Source organism: Bartonella grahamii ATCC 700132, from assembly GCF_000518085.1.
GTDB classification, from domain to species: Bacteria; Pseudomonadota; Alphaproteobacteria; order Rhizobiales; family Rhizobiaceae; genus Bartonella; species Bartonella grahamii.
This window is the reverse complement of record NZ_KI912377.1, coordinates 235,624-251,222: the sequence shown is the minus strand read 5'-3', so window position 1 is coordinate 251,222 and position 15,599 is coordinate 235,624. Positions and strand designations below refer to the sequence as shown.

General features: G+C 36.6%; 10 protein-coding genes. 6 read left to right on the top strand and 4 right to left on the bottom strand.

The window, feature by feature from the left end:
• Window positions 1-26: 26 nt before the first annotated feature.
• The gene (locus U736_RS0109980) at window positions 27-2,657 is read right to left on the bottom strand and encodes an Rne/Rng family ribonuclease (RefSeq protein ID WP_015856371.1); all 2,631 of its coding nucleotides are present in this window, start codon (window positions 2,655-2,657) and stop codon (window positions 27-29) included.
• A gap of 588 nt (window positions 2,658-3,245) precedes the next feature.
• Between U736_RS0109980 and U736_RS0109975 the strand changes: the two genes are divergently transcribed.
• The 3 genes from U736_RS0109975 (at window position 3,246) to prfB (ending at window position 8,406) form a co-directional block, all read left to right on the top strand.
• Window positions 3,246-4,475, top strand: coding sequence for an N-acetylmuramoyl-L-alanine amidase (locus tag U736_RS0109975; RefSeq protein ID WP_015856372.1), 1,230 nt, complete (start codon window positions 3,246-3,248; stop codon window positions 4,473-4,475).
• A 168-nt stretch (window positions 4,476-4,643) separates the two neighbouring features.
• Entirely contained in the window at window positions 4,644-7,109 is a 2,466-nt protein-coding gene (locus U736_RS0109970; RefSeq protein WP_015856373.1) for a penicillin-binding protein 1A, read from the top strand.
• A gap of 168 nt (window positions 7,110-7,277) precedes the next feature.
• Window positions 7,278-8,406, top strand: a protein-coding gene (prfB, locus tag U736_RS0109965; RefSeq protein ID WP_015856374.1) for a peptide chain release factor 2 whose coding sequence is annotated in 2 segments (ribosomal slippage) — window positions 7,278-7,346 and window positions 7,348-8,406 — 1,128 coding nt in all. Because the reading frame shifts where the segments join, the coding sequence is not laid out codon by codon here.
• Window positions 8,407-8,742: 336 nt separating this feature from the next.
• On the opposite strand, the gene U736_RS0109960 is transcribed toward prfB, so the two are convergent.
• From U736_RS0109960 to U736_RS0109950, 3 genes are all read right to left on the bottom strand, one after another.
• A complete protein-coding gene (locus tag U736_RS0109960; RefSeq protein ID WP_015856375.1) occupies window positions 8,743-9,228 on the bottom strand; it encodes a peroxiredoxin in 486 nt (161 codons plus the stop codon).
• A 186-nt stretch (window positions 9,229-9,414) separates the two neighbouring features.
• On the bottom strand, window positions 9,415-10,668 hold the full coding sequence (gene tyrS, locus U736_RS0109955; RefSeq protein WP_015856376.1) for a tyrosine--tRNA ligase: 1,254 nt from the start codon (window positions 10,666-10,668) through the stop codon (window positions 9,415-9,417).
• A gap of 315 nt (window positions 10,669-10,983) precedes the next feature.
• A complete protein-coding gene (locus U736_RS0109950; protein ID WP_015856377.1) occupies window positions 10,984-11,664 on the bottom strand; it encodes an alpha/beta hydrolase in 681 nt (226 codons plus the stop codon).
• Between the two features lie 162 nt (window positions 11,665-11,826).
• Between U736_RS0109950 and U736_RS0109945 the strand changes: the two genes are divergently transcribed.
• From U736_RS0109945 to sufC, 3 genes are all read left to right on the top strand, one after another.
• A complete protein-coding gene (locus tag U736_RS0109945) occupies window positions 11,827-12,972 on the top strand; it encodes a cysteine desulfurase family protein (protein WP_015856378.1) in 1,146 nt (381 codons plus the stop codon).
• A gap of 192 nt (window positions 12,973-13,164) precedes the next feature.
• Window positions 13,165-14,676: a Fe-S cluster assembly protein SufB gene (gene sufB / locus U736_RS0109940; protein ID WP_015856379.1), complete on the top strand. Its 1,512-nt coding sequence runs from the start codon at window positions 13,165-13,167 to the stop codon at window positions 14,674-14,676.
• Window positions 14,677-14,835: 159 nt separating this feature from the next.
• Window positions 14,836-15,591: a Fe-S cluster assembly ATPase SufC gene (gene sufC, locus U736_RS0109935; RefSeq protein WP_015856380.1), complete on the top strand. Its 756-nt coding sequence runs from the start codon at window positions 14,836-14,838 to the stop codon at window positions 15,589-15,591.
• The last annotated feature ends 8 nt before the right edge of the window (window positions 15,592-15,599 follow it).

The following is a 15,599-nucleotide window of genomic DNA, read 5'->3' as shown; positions in this document are numbered from 1 at the left end:
AGTTTTCTGTGGCGGTTTTTTTATCTTTAATTTTTCGAAAGAATTCTGCGTTTCCACCAACCAACACGTTCAGTTTTGGAAGAATCATTAGGCGTTGATGAAACAACAACAGGTTGATTAATTGTTTTTTCAATTTGGGAAGGAGAAGTTTCGACAACTTCCTCCATCTCGATTATAGTTTCTTTCTCTAATACTTTTTGTATTTGCGTTGTCTCTTTAGAAGATGATTTTTTACGTGTTCCACGTGTTGACTTTTTACTATTTTCAAAAGTTTTATCTTCTACTTTATGAATAGATTTGTCTGCCTTTTTTGTTTTAGCTTTACGTACTGAACTAGTTTTAGGTTTTTCTTCAAGAGATTTTTGTTCTACGACATTTTGATCATTATCTAAAGAAAGTTGATTTTCTACTACTTTTGAAGAACGTGTTTTACGTTTTTTAGGTTTAATACTTGTATCAATTTTTTTAGATTCACCCTGTTGTTGTATATCTAGAGCTTGTGTATTATTTTTTGTTTCTTCAAGTTCAAAAGATTTAGCAGGTGAAACACGATGTTTGCGGTGTGCTGCTTTAATTTCTGCTAAAGCCTGCTTAGCAAAATCTCCCACTGGTTCTGCGTAAGGAATGCGAATCTGATGAAAACTATTATCTTGATTGCGTCGACCACCACGACGTCCTCGACGACGTCCTCGACGATAAGAATCATTACTCAAGGTATCTTCTTTTTTATGAACATTGGAGAGAGAATGATCAGTAATTTCATCGTGACGATTTTTGCGCCGACGCTTTTGGTTTGTTCCAATGGGAGAAGGATTTTCAATAGATTCACTTTCTATGAAAACAGAATCTTCAATTTCTTGCTTATTAACATCTTCCAATGAAGGTCGAGAAATGCTCTCTGCTATTGAGCCTTTAGAAATAACAAGATGTTGCGTTCCAATACTATCATCTGCTTCAATACTAATATTAAGCTTAAAGCGAGTTTCTAAATTAACAAGAATGTTGCGTTTATGATTTAATACATAAAGCGCTGTTGCTACGGGTGTGCGCACGATAATATTATATTGCGAATTATGAAGAAGATATTCTTCAATTGAGCGCATGACATGTAACGCAATTGATGATTCAGAACGTATATTTCCTGTTCCTGCGCAATGCGGGCAGGGCTGTGTTGTACTTTCTAAAACCGATATGCGAATACGTTGACGACTCATTTCTAAAAGGCCGAAGTGTGAAATATGACCTACTTGAATACGAGCACGATCGTTTTTTAAACAATCTTTTAATTTTTTTTCGACCAGCTTTACATTGCGTTCTTCAAGCATATCAATAAAATCAATCACAATTAAACCAGCAAGGTCACGCAAGCGTAATTGACGCGCTACTTCTTCAGCAGCTTCAAGGTTAGTTTGTAAAGCTGTCTTTTCGACAGAGAATTCTTTCGTAGAGCGACCAGAATTTACGTCAATAGCAACAAGTGCTTCTGTTTGATTAATAACAAGATAACCACCAGATTTTAAAGAAACCTGTGGTTGCAACATTTTATCAAGTTGAATTTCAATATTATTTCTTGCAAAAATGGGTGTAGGATCACGGTAAGGTTGCACAACTTTTGCATGGCTTGGCATGAGCATACGCATAAAGTCTTTCGCTTCACGATATCCTTGGTCTCCAGAGACAAGAATTTCACTAATGTTCTTATTATAAAGATCTCGTATAGAACGCTTGATGAGATTACTTTCTTCATGGACAAGGCATGGCGCCGTTGACTCGAGTGTCAAAGTGCGAATAGTATCCCATAACCGCATAAGATATTCATAATCACGTTTAATTTCAGCTTTTGTTCTGTTGGCTCCAGCTGTTCGTAAGATAACGCCCATACCTTTTGGAACGGCTAATTCTTTTACGATTTCTTTAAGACGCTTACGGTCTTGTACATTCGTAATTTTTCGTGAAATACCACCACCACGTGCTGTGTTGGGCATTAGAACAGAATAACGACCTGCTAAAGACAGATATGTTGTAAGGGCAGCACCTTTATTACCACGCTCTTCTTTGATGACTTGTACCAACAAAATTTGACGTCGTTTAATGACTTCTTGAATTTTATATTGGCGCCCTTGTTTTCTTTGATAAATTGGGAGCTCTTCACGGATGTCCTCAGCACCAACCATTTCGATCTCATCATAAGAGATATCGGCATTTAATGCTTCTTCTGTATTATCAATTATTGTTGTTTCAGATGTGATATCATTTTCAATATCGGCTGCTATGACATTGTTTTTTCCATTTTTTTTTGTTCTTCTGGAGCGTTTTTTATTTTTAGTTGCTTCTTCTGTAAAGGAATCTACAGAATTTTCTCCTACAGCTGCTTTTTCCTCTTCTTCAAGAAGAGCAAGGCGATCAGCAATAGGAATTTGATAATAATCAGGATGAATTTCAGAAAATGTTAAAAAACCATGTCGGTTTCCACCATATTCAACAAAAGCTGCTTGGAGAGACGGTTCTACACGCGTAATACGTGCGAGATAAATATTCCCCTTGAGCTGTTTTCTATGTTCTGATTCAAAATCAAGTTCTTCAATTTTGTTGCCGTGAACAACAACAACACGTGTTTCCTCCGGATGGGAGGCATCTATAAGCATTTTGTTTGACATAAGCTAATATCCTGAAGGCGACATGCACAATTTTATTCAAACGAACGCTATAACTATTCGTAAATATAAAAGGCTGTCTGCCATAAAAGGGAGGTACCAGAAAAACAGGACGGAACACCACGTGCAAAGGCATGACTGCATTTACACCATTTCTCATCATTATCTCCATCTGTTTTTTATGACTCATATTTCTTAAAAGTCTCCGGTAAAATAATCTTTAAAACAGCTCGGATATCCGAACCAACGAATCTTAAGTAATGCAATCCTAATGTTATAACATAGAAATTTTTCATCCATAAAAAAGTCTCAATGCATAATAGGCAAAAAACCTCTAAAGACAACTTAATATGAGTTACAGATAATTTAGATGACTATTATCAGCTAGGAAGCATAAATATTCTTTTATGTTGATATCATGCGTTTGGCAAGTAACAATGTAAATCATGTATAATGATAATGTCTTTAATGACCTTAATTTCGTTTTTGGGTTTTTATTTAGCTTTTATTGAAAAATAGAGAATAAATTGGTGTATCGTTTTTATATAACCAAGATAAATTATTACAAATGTAATGTAGAGTATTTTGCTTATGATAAGAGTTTTCTTTACCAAAAAGCTGAAAATAGCTTATGGGAATGTTATTGTGCTTGTCACATACTTTTTATTATTATTTTTGCTATTCCAAACCAGTGTTCAAGCCGCGGATCCTCTGAGACTTATTAATTTTCGAACCATTGGTGATAGTGTTCATACGCGTATTATTGCGGTTTTCAATTCAAAACCAAATGTTCGTTTACAGATTTTGGACAGGCCAGCACGGTTGGTGATCAATTTACCTACAATTGACTTTTCGATGCAAAATACGCCTTTAAAGAAACAGAATACATTATCCGTTATGCTTTCAGATGTGCGTTATGCTTTTTCTGACATGCAGACTTCACGCATTATTTTGACAAGTAAAACGGCCTTTGTAATTGAAAAAAGTGTCGTAAAAAAATTAAATAATGGTTTATGGCAGTTGCTGATTGATATTCGTAAAACTACACTAGAAAAATTTGATGAAATATTAAAAAAACAGCAAAAAACCAATTTTGATACAAAAACGCAGTTAATGCCAGCATATAATTTCCGTGTTGTTCTTGATCCTGGTCATGGTGGTATTGATGGCGGTGCACGGGGTGTTACTGGAGTTTTAGAAAAAGATGTGACTTTAGACTTTGCGCGTGCATTGCGAGACGAATTACAAAAGGATTCTCATATTACTGTTGCTTTAACGCGAGATTCCAATATTTTTTTAAGACTAAGTGAAAGAGTTAAAAAAGCGCAAGAGTTCGATGCTGATCTTTTTATATCTATTCATGCAGATACGATTGATCTACATTCTCTTCGCGGTGCTACAGTGTATACCATATCAGACAAAGCCTCTGATGCCATTGCAAAATCTTTAGCTGAAAATGAAAATAAAGTTGATTTGCTAGATGGTTTGCCTGCAGATGAAACACTCGAAGTTACAGATATTTTGATGGATCTTACACGACGTGAAACACATACATTTTCGGTTAATTTTGCAAATAGTGTTATTTCAAGTTTATCAAAGAATCATATTAACTTGATTAATAACCCACATCGGTATGCTAATTTTCAAGTTTTAAGAGCTTCAGATATACCCTCCGTCTTGATAGAGATAGGTTATTTATCCAATAAAGAGGACGAAAAGTTATTAAATGATCCTCATTGGAGAAAACAAATGGCAGCCTCTATTGCTCATTCTATTCGTCAATTTGCTCATTATAGGCAGAAAATGATACAGCCTCTTTAAATTTGTGAGAAAATAGAGTATCAATATGGGGTTCTAGTGTACCCTAGTATAAATAAAAGATAGAAAACAATTTCTCTTGATCCCAATCTTGTGGTGATATCCGCTTGGTGTGTTTGAAGTAACGTATTTTTTCTTTGATTAATTCTTAAGAAAGCGATAGCCGTTTTTATGATGATTTTTTTAAGATATCTTCTTCGTTTTTTTGTTGCTATTGGACTTTGTGGAGCAATAACGTGGGGTGTTATGACCAGTGGTCAAGCAAATGCACTCCCTGATTATGAAGTTCTTTCACTTTATGAGCCGCCGGTAATGACCCGCGTCCATGCTTCTGATGGCCGTCTTATGGCAGAGTTTGCAACAAAACATCGCCTCTATTTACCAATTCAATCAATACCAAAGCTTGTTATAAATGCTTTTATTTCGGCTGAAGACAAAAACTTTTATCATCATTTTGGTTTAGATCCTGAAGGACTTTCTCGAGCTTTGATCAATAATATTCGTAATATTGGTTCTGGAAGACGCCCAGAGGGTGCATCAACTATAACGCAACAAGTCGCTAAAAACTTTCTTTTAAGTTCAGAAACAACGTTAGAGCGTAAATTTAAGGAAGCTATTTTAGCAATGCGTATTGAGAAAACTTATTCAAAGGATCATATTCTCGAACTTTATCTCAATGAAATTTATCTGGGTCGTGGTACTTATGGTATAGCAGCTGCTTCTTTGACCTATTTCAATAAATCCGTCAATGATCTGACGCTAGAACAATGTGCTTATTTGGCTGCTCTTCCAAAAGGGCCAGCAAATTATGATCCATTTAAGAATACACAACGTGCTATTGATCGGCGCAATTGGGTTATAGATCGGATGATTGCAAATGGATATGTAACGCGTGAACAAGGTGAAAAAGCGAAAGCTAAACCTTTAGGAGCGACAATACGTGGGAGTGATAGCTATGTTTTTGCGGCTGATTATTTTACTGAAGAAGTGCGACGTCGTTTAATACATCGCTATGGGGCTAAGACACTTTATGAAGGTGGGCTTTCCATTCGTACAACGCTTGATCCACATTTACAACTTATTGCGCGACGTGCTTTGCACGCTGGATTAATTAGATTTGATCATTCGCAAGGATGGCGTGGAGCTTATGCGCATATCGATGAAAAAGGTGATTGGGGAATAGAACTTGCAAATATCACGGGGCTAAGTGATGTTCCTGAATGGCGTTTAGCTGTTGTTCTTTCTGCTAATCCCAATAAAGTAGAGATTGGTTTACAGCCACAGCGCGAAGCTTCGGGTATATTATCAAAAAAACGGGAAATTGCTGTTTTATCTGAATCTGATTCAAAATGGGCACTCCATGTTGTAAAAGAAAATGGTTATCGAAAAACTGTTCAGAACTTATCTCATGTTCTGCAAGTTGGGGATGTCATTTTTGTTGAAAAACTATCCAATACAAACAACACTTATCGTTTACAACAAATTCCAAAGGTTGAAGGTGCAATTGTTGCTATGGAACCTCATACAGGGCGCGTTCTTGCTATGGTGGGAGGATTTTCTTTTGCTGCATCTGAATTCAATCGTGCAACCCAAGCTTATCGCCAACCGGGATCTGCTTTTAAGCCTTTTGTTTATGCAGCAGCTCTTGATAATGGGTATACACCAGCATCCGTTGTTTTAGATGGCCCCATTGAAGTTCGTCAATATAATGGGGAAATTTGGCAACCCAAAAATTATGGTGGTACCTTTGCAGGACCTTCAACGTTGCGTTATGGTATTGAGCGTTCTCGTAATCTTATGACAATACGGCTTGCCAATGATATGGGAATGCCTCTTGTCGCTGAATATGCAGAACGCTTTGGTATAGTGGACAAATTGCAGCCTTATCTTCCCATGGCTTTAGGGGCTGGTGAAACAACAGTATTACGAATGGTTACAGCTTATTCAGTTATTGCCAATGGGGGACGCTCTATTAAGCCTTCTCTGATAGACAGAATTCAAGATCGTTATGGAAAGACAATCTATCGTCATGATGATCGTATTTGTGAAAATTGTAATACGCCTTCATGGAATAATCAACGTGAACCCACATTGATTGATGAGCGAGATCAAGTTCTTGACCCTATGACAGCTTATCAGATTACCTCCATGATGGAAGGGGTTGTTCAGCGTGGTACTGCAGCACGTTTACGTTATCTTAATCGACATATTGCTGCTAAGACAGGGACAACCAATGACTCTAAAGATGTCTGGTTTATGGGATTTACTCCTGACATTGTCGTTGGTATTTTTATCGGCTACGATCAACCTGCTCCATTAGGATATAATGGAACCGGAAGTTCATTAGCTGCACCTATTTTTGGTGAGTTTATGGCAAATGCTCTTAAAGGAAAGCCAGATGTTCCTTTTAAGATGCCAAAGGGTATGATTTTAATGCCAATTAATCGGAAAACAGGAATGCTTGCGGAAAGAGGAGATCAAGATGTCATTATAGAAGCATTTAAACCAGGGACTGGTCCTGCTGATATATATCAAGTTATTGGGAGTACAAATTCTTTTCAAGAAGGTGTTCCTGCAGTAACTACTTCTCCACAAGTAAATAAAGCTCTTGAAAGTGGGACAGGTGGGCTGTATTAATCAACAAAATCTCCTTTCGCCATGAGTCTATAGTTTTTATTTTTTTTACAGTGTCGGTCCTGTAAATAGAATGATAAGTCCGTGCTATTCCCTCACAGCAGCTATCAAATTTGTATAAAATTCTAGAGACATAACCAGAAAGAGTGTTAAAAAATACGGTGTTAAATTATGCGAGCAGAAATAGAAACATTAGTTGATGAAATCCAGAAAGCAATTCAATTGCTAAGGGGGCATCTTTGACTGGGATCAATCACTAAAACGTCTCGAATATCTTAATCAAAAAGCGGAAGATCCGTCATTATGGGATGATGCACAACAAGCACAGGATATGATGCGTGAGCGTCAACGTCTTGATGATTCAATCAATGGTCTTTTATCATTTACAAAAACACTTGAAGAATGCATTGAGCTTATCGCGATGGGCGAAGAAGAAAGTGATGTTGAAATTATCGCTGATGCAGAAAATTCAATACGTAATCTTAAAAATGAGATAGATAAAAGGCAAATTGATGTACTTCTTTCAGGAGAGGCGGATCCGAATGATACCTATTTAGAAGTTCATGCTGGAGCAGGGGGAACAGAAAGCCAAGATTGGGCTTCTATGCTCTTACGTATGTATATGCGCTGGGCTGAACAGCATGAAATGAAGGTTGAGATTTTAGAAATTCATGATGGAGAAGAAGCAGGAATAAAGTCAGCGACTATTCTTGTAAAAGGGCATAATGCTTATGGAATGTTAAAAACAGAATCAGGCGTTCATCGCTTGGTTCGGATTTCTCCATTTGATTCGAATGCAAAGCGCCATACCTCTTTTGCAAGCATTTGGGTTTATCCAGTTATTGATGACAATATTGAAGTTGATGTTTCAGAGGCAGATGTGCGTATTGATACATATCGTGCATCAGGAGCAGGAGGACAACATGTTAACACGACAGATTCCGCTGTTCGCATCACACATATAAAAACGGGTATTGTTGTTCAATGTCAAACAGAGCGTTCTCAACATAAAAATCGCGCTACGGCTTGGTCGATGTTGCGTGCACGGCTTTATGAAGAAGAGCTTAAAAAAAGAGAAGAAGAAACCAATGCTGCCGAATCTTCTAAAACAGAAATCGGATGGGGACATCAAATTAGATCTTATGTTCTTCAACCCTATCAGCTTGTCAAAGATTTGCGTACAGGGATTGAAAATACGGATCCACAATCCGTACTGAATGGTAATTTAGATGCATTTATAGAGGCAGCACTCGCACGGCGCATTTATGGACAAGACAAAGAAATTGAGGATATTCGTTAATTATATATCCTTCCTTCAAGCCATGTAGATTTTTTTCTTAAGTTGTTTGTTTTATTGATGTTGTGATATTACGATAGTTCTTAATACTTTAAAGGTTCAAAGAGGAATTTTCTTGTTCCTTTCTTCAATTTTTTCTCACACGCCAATCCTGCTTATGATATTGCAAGTGATAGAAAGCTGAAATAAGAAAAATTTGCGATATTCGGAGGACTAATATAAATATAAAACAATTCATTATCCTTATAAATCAATATATTGTAAAAATTGAATTCGTTGAAAAACTAAAATCAATTCGGAGGATGACTTTTGCTTTTTAAGGTAAATCAAACACTCAATTTATAAGTTACCGTTATGATGTAAAAGTGTTGCAGTAGCTAAAACATTTTCAGCATGCCCAGATACGCTTACTTTGCGCCATTCTTCTGCTATTATTCCATTTGCATCAATTAAAAAAGTGCTCCGTTCAACACCCATATATTTGCGTCCATACATGCTTTTCTCAACCCAAACACCATAAGCTTCGAGGGTTGTTTTTTCTTCATCAGAAACCAAGATGACATCAAGTTCATATTTTACTTTAAATTTATCATGTTTTTTTACATTATCTGGAGAGATTCCAATAACAGCAACACCGATTTCATCAAATTTCATCTTTAATTTTGTGAAATCAAGTGCTTCGCTTGTGCAACCGCTGGTGTCATCTTTTGGATAAAAATATAAAACAACAGGTTTTCCTTTAAAGTCAGAAAGACATACTGTCTCTCCTCCATCGCGAGGCAAATTAAAATCAGGAGCAAAAGCATCTTTCATTGATCTTGTCATTGTTTTCATCTTTCTTGTGTAATAAGTATAAGATATCAGAGTACACAGAAGAAAAGAACTATTCAACTCTCTAGAATATTATTGTTTTTAAGAGACCTTTATTTTCCTAACAAAACTCGCTCTATCACAACGATTGGATTGAAAGAACAAGATCGGTGTGAACAACATAAACAAAACAACAAAAGATTATACTGGTTTTATCACAACATGTTTTTTCTTACCGAAAGAAAGCTTAATGATTCCTTCTGCACTGACATCCCCTTCAATAATAAGATGTGTTTCATCCTCAATAATTTGATCATTTACACGTACACCTCCACCTTGAACGTGTCGGCGTGCCTCACTATTAGATTTAGCGAGTCCTGCTTGTACTAAAAGAGTGAGCAATCCAACACCTTTTTTTAATTCTGAGGCATTAGTTTCAACAGTTGGAAGATTTTCTCCCAAAGTTTTTTCTTCAAACGTTTTGCGAGCAGTCTCTGCTGCTGCATTGGCAAGAGCACGTCCATGCAACATTGCTGTAACTTCTGTTGCAAGAATTTTTTTTGCTTCGTTAATTTCTGTCCCTTGTAATACAGAAAGTTTAAGAATCTCATCCATTGGCAATGGGGTATAGAGTTTTAGAAATCTTGTTACATCAGCATCTTCTATATTGCGCCAATATTGCCAAAATTGATAAGGTGAAAGCATATCCGCATTCAGCCATATAGCCCCATTCAATGATTTACCCATTTTGGCACCGGAAGAGGTTGTCAGCAATGGTGATGTTAACGCATATAATTGTGGTGTTCCTAAACGATGCCCTAATTCGATTCCGTTAATAATGTTGCCCCATTGATCAGAGCCCCCCATTTGCATACGCAACCCATAACGTTTATAAAGTTCAACAAAGTCATAAGCTTGCAGAATCATATAATTAAACTCTAAGAATGACAAAGAGTGTTCACGCTCAAGTCTGAGTCTGACAGAATCAAATGACAACATACGGTTGACAGAAAAATGTTTTCCTACATCACGCAAAAATTCTAAGTAGTTTAAATTGCATAACCACTCAGCATTATTCACAATACAAGCATCAGTTTCTTGGTCACCGAATGTCAAATAGTTAGCAAATACCTTTTTAATACCATCAATATTTGCAGCAATATCATCTTGTGTCAGAAGACGTCGCGCTTCATCTTTGAAGGAAGGATCACCGATCAATCCGGTCCCTCCACCCATTAAAGCAATGGGACGATGACCCGTTTTTTGTAACCAATAAAGCATCATAATCTGAAGAAGACTTCCAGCATGTAAACTCGATGCTGTTGGATCAAATCCAGTATAAGCGCTTATAGTTTCTTTTGAAAAAAGATCATCTAAGCCTTTTTCATCTGAAATTTGGTGGATAAAACCACGTTCGCTCATAATGTGTAAAAAATCAGATTTAAAGGCAAACACAGATTCAATTTCCTAATTTTAAGAGTGCATTCATTTCATATAATAGGTGTTTATATAATGGAGCGTTATCTATCATAACTGATGCACACATCACAAGAGAAAGAGACATATTGATAATATAAAGATAATAATACAGGTATTATTTCCTTTTTACGCTAAAAAACAGACTTCTCAGTGATAGAAAAAAGGCATTCTGTTATTCTCATTTCTATCCTAGAATAAAATTTAGAAAAGTTTTAAGTACGGACTAAAAAAATTACTTTGTTATGATCAAAGACGACTTTTTCTGATTTTTTATAAATCTATCGTGTTTTCCTAAGTTAGTGAAAGTATTTCAGGAGGAGGAGCGAGAAGTTCATTGGTGATATGGTTATCCAAATAGTGGGCACATCGTTCAATAAGTTCTTCATGACATCCACTGAAAAAGTGATTAGCCTCTTCCAATATTTCTTGTGTGATGATGATTCCTTTTTGTGTTTTCAATTTATCGACAAGTATTTGAACATCTTTTGGGGGGGAAACTTTATCGATACCGCCATGAATGATAAGTCCAGAAGAGGGACAAGGTGCAAGAAATGAAAAGTCATAAACATTAGGCTGAGGGGCAACAGAGATAAATCCCTCAATTTCCGGTCGGCGCATTAAAAGCTGCATACCAATCCATGCTCCAAATGAATATCCTGCGACCCAACAATTTTTAGAGTCTGGATGTTGTGTTTGCACCCAATCGAGAGCAGCAGCAGCATCTGAAAGTTCTCCTATTCCATAATCAAATTCACCCTGACTACGACCAATACCACGAAAGTTAAAACGTAAAGTTGTAAAGCCACGTTGTTGGAACATATAAAAGAGGTCATAGACAATTTTATGATTCATAGTTCCACCAAATTGGGGATGAGGATGCAAAATGATCGCAATGGGTGCATTTTTTTGTTGTGAAGGTTGATAACGCCCTTCGAGCCGACCCGCGGGACCGTTAAAAATAATTTCTGGCATAAAATGCTCCTTAAATGCAATAAAAGGCTTTCATTGACCTTGGTCGACTTTTACCATAGAATCTCTTAAATAATTATTAGATATTCTTTTTTTAGTGCACTTTTCAAGAAAATTGCGCTATTTTTTTTAATCAATTCATAAGATTAATGATTGCGATGTAAAATGGTTATAAGACGCCGATATTTTGATCATAACGCAACAACACCGCTCAAAAAAATGGCACGGATGGCGTTAGTGGAATCTTTAGAGATATTTGGTAATCCATCATCGGTTCATAAGGAAGGGCGTGCGGCTAAAACCTTGTTGCAAAAGGCACGTCGACAAATCGCTGAAAATCTTAAAACAGATCCAGATCACGTGGTATTTACCTCTGGTGCGAGTGAAGCAGCGATGACTTTGTTAACACCCTTTTACAATATGGGGAATGCAAAAGTTCAATTTTCTCATCTTTACCTTGGAGCGACTGAACATCCCTCTGTTGCAGAGGGAGGGCGTTTTTCTAAAGAATTGATAAGCGTCATTGCTGTTGATCAAGATGGGCTCATTCAACAAGATAAATTAACATCACTCTTAACGGTTCACGATAAAACAAAAGGTTTACCTCTTGTTGCTATTCAAGCTGCAAATAGTGAAACGGGTGTTATTCAACCGTTAACAGAAATCGCCGCTATTGTTCGGGATTTAGGAGGTACTCTTATTGTTGATTTGACACAATATGTCGATAAAAATTTCGTGGATATTAATCAGCTAGGAGGAGATTTTTTTATACTGTCTGCACATAAAATTGGTGGTCCTAAAGGAATAGGTGCTTTTGTTTCATGTGGTAATCTTCTTATGCCACAACCTCTTATTATTGGGGGAGGACAAGAAAAAGGTCTCCGTGGAGGAACAGAAGCATTGCCCCTTATTGCTGCTTTTGGGGCAGCAATGGCTGATTGTTTCACACAGGAAGAAATAAAACAGTTAATATATTTACGCAATAAATTAGAAGATGGACTACAAAAAATAAGTAAAAATGTTGAAATTTTTGGCAAAAGAGTTCAACGTTTGCCAAATACAACTTACTTTACCGTGAAAAATATAAAAGCTGAAACGATGCAAATTGCTTTTGATTTAGAAGGGTTTTCTATATCATCCGGCTCGGCTTGTTCTTCGGGAAAAGTAAAACAAAGCAAAGTGTTGGAGGCAATGGGGTATCATGTTCCAAATGGTGCCATTCGCATTTCGCTAGGGCGGGACACAACTTCTGAGGATATTGATGATTTTCTATCGTTTTTTTCTCAAATTATAAGCAAGAAAAAAGGGTAAGATTTATCATCAGAAAGTTATAAAATTAGAATTATTTTAAAAATAAGATAAGTTTGATTGAAATTTTTGCACTTTACCTATAGCCTAGGAAATAACTTGCTACTTTAATCTTGTAAAAAAACAAGACTTTTAGTTACCGGTTTTTGACGCCAATAGTTACCGGTTTTTGACGCCAAAAAATGGAGAAAATTGATGCCGGCAGTACAAGAAACAATACGCCAAGTACGTGAAATAGATGTTGACCAATATAAATATGGTTTTGAAACCAATATTGAAACAGATAAAGCTCCAAAAGGCTTAAATGAAGATATTATCAAATTTATTTCTGCTAAAAAACATGAGCCTGAATGGATGCTAACATGGCGCTTAAAAGCTTACCGACGTTGGCTGACAATGCAAGAGCCTCATTGGGCGCGTCTTGAATATCCTAAAATTGATTTTCAGGAGCTTTATTATTATGCTGCTCCAAAAAATCATACAGGACCAAAATCTTTGGATGAAGTGGATCCTGAGTTATTAGCAACGTACGAAAAACTTGGCATTCCCCTTAAAGAACAAGAGATTTTGGCAGGAGTAAGAAAACAGTCTGATCCCTCTACTTTCGATGACAGTATGTCTGTATCGGGGCAGGTGGCTGTTGATGCAGTCTTTGATTCTGTTTCTGTTGTAACAACATTCAAAAAAGAGCTGGCACGTGCTGGTGTGATTTTTTGTTCTATTTCAGAGGCGATTATTGAACATTCTGAGCTTATTAAGGAATATTTAGGAACAGTTGTACCTATAAGTGATAATTATTATGCGGCCTTAAATGCAGCTGTCTTCACAGATGGTTCATTTGTTTATATTCCCAAAGGGGTTCGTTGTCCTATGGAGCTTTCAACTTATTTTAGGATTAATGAACGCAACACTGGCCAATTTGAACGAACATTGATTATCGCCGCTGAAGATTCCTATGTTTCTTATCTTGAAGGGTGTACAGCACCCCAACGTGATGAAAACCAACTTCATGCGGCTGTCGTTGAACTTATTGCCCTTAAAAATGCAGAGATTAAATATTCTACAGTACAAAACTGGTATCCTGGCGATAAAGATGGAAAGGGCGGTATTTATAATTTTGTGACGAAGCGTGGAGATTGTCGAGGTGATAGCTCTAAAATCTCATGGACACAAGTTGAGACTGGTTCTGCGATTACTTGGAAATATCCATCCTGCTTACTCCGTGGTGATAATGCGCGTGGAGAATTTTATTCTATTGCTGTTGCAAACGGTCATCAACAAATTGATTCCGGTACAAAAATGATTCATTTGGGAAAAAATACATCCAGTCGTATTATTTCCAAGGGCATTTCTGCAGGTTTTTCAAATAACACTTATCGAGGACAAGTTACAGCACATCGAAAAGCACAAAATGCGCGTAATTTTACGCAATGTGATAGTTTGTTAATCGGAAATGATTGTGGTGCGCATACAGTTCCTTATATTGAAGCAAAAAATGCAACAGCTCAGTTTGAACATGAAGCCACAACATCAAAAATTTCTGATGACCAACTTTTTTATGTTATGCAGAGAGGAATTCCCGAAGAAGAAGCTATCGCATTAATTGTAAATGGTTTTGTAAAAGAGGTCATTCAAAAACTTCCCATGGAATTTGCTGTCGAAGCACAAAAGCTTATTGGTATCAGCCTTGAAGGTAGTGTTGGATAATTTATTGTAATTAGATAAATAGAAGACTTGATGTAAAAGGGCTGTAACAGTAGCAAATAATGCTAAAAATGACCTCTATGGTAATTACAAAAGTAGATGGATGCTAAGGCAAAATAATACGCATTGGTATCTGAAAAACAGCCAAAACAGGATTAAATTATGTTAGAGATAAAAAATTTACACGCCCGTATTGCTGGGACCGATACAGAAGTTATTCGTGGTTTAAACTTGACAGTTCAAGATGGAGAAGTTGCCGCTATCATGGGACAAAATGGAGCCGGAAAATCAACTTTGTCTTATTTGCTTGCTGGTCGTGATGATTATGAAATAACAGAAGGAGATATTCTCTATAATGGAAAATCGCTTTTAGAAATGGATCCAGCAGAACGTGCTACATATGGTGTTTTTCTTGCATTTCAATATCCAATGGAAATACCAGGGGTAGCAACGATGGAATTTTTAAAAGTTGCGATGAATTCTCAACGCAAAGCGCGCGGTGACAAAGAGCTTAAAATTCCTGAATTTATAAAATGTGTTAAAGAAGTTTCCGCCAAACTTGAAATAGATATGGATATGCTAAAGCGTCCATTAAATGTAGGTTTTTCAGGTGGAGAAAAAAAACGCGCTGAAATTTTACAAATGGCACTTCTTGAACCTAGACTTTGCATTTTAGATGAAACGGATTCTGGTTTAGATATTGATGCATTAAAAATTGTTGCAGATGGTGTTAATAAACTTCGGGATTCAAAACGTTCATTTTTGGTGATTACCCATTATCAACGGCTGCTTAATTATATTATTCCTGACACGGTACATGTTCTTTATAAAGGACAAATTATTAAAAGCGGAGATAAATCCTTAGCGCTTTATTTAGAGCAAAATGGGTATGCTGATCTTATCAGGGAAGCGGTTTGAGGTTATTG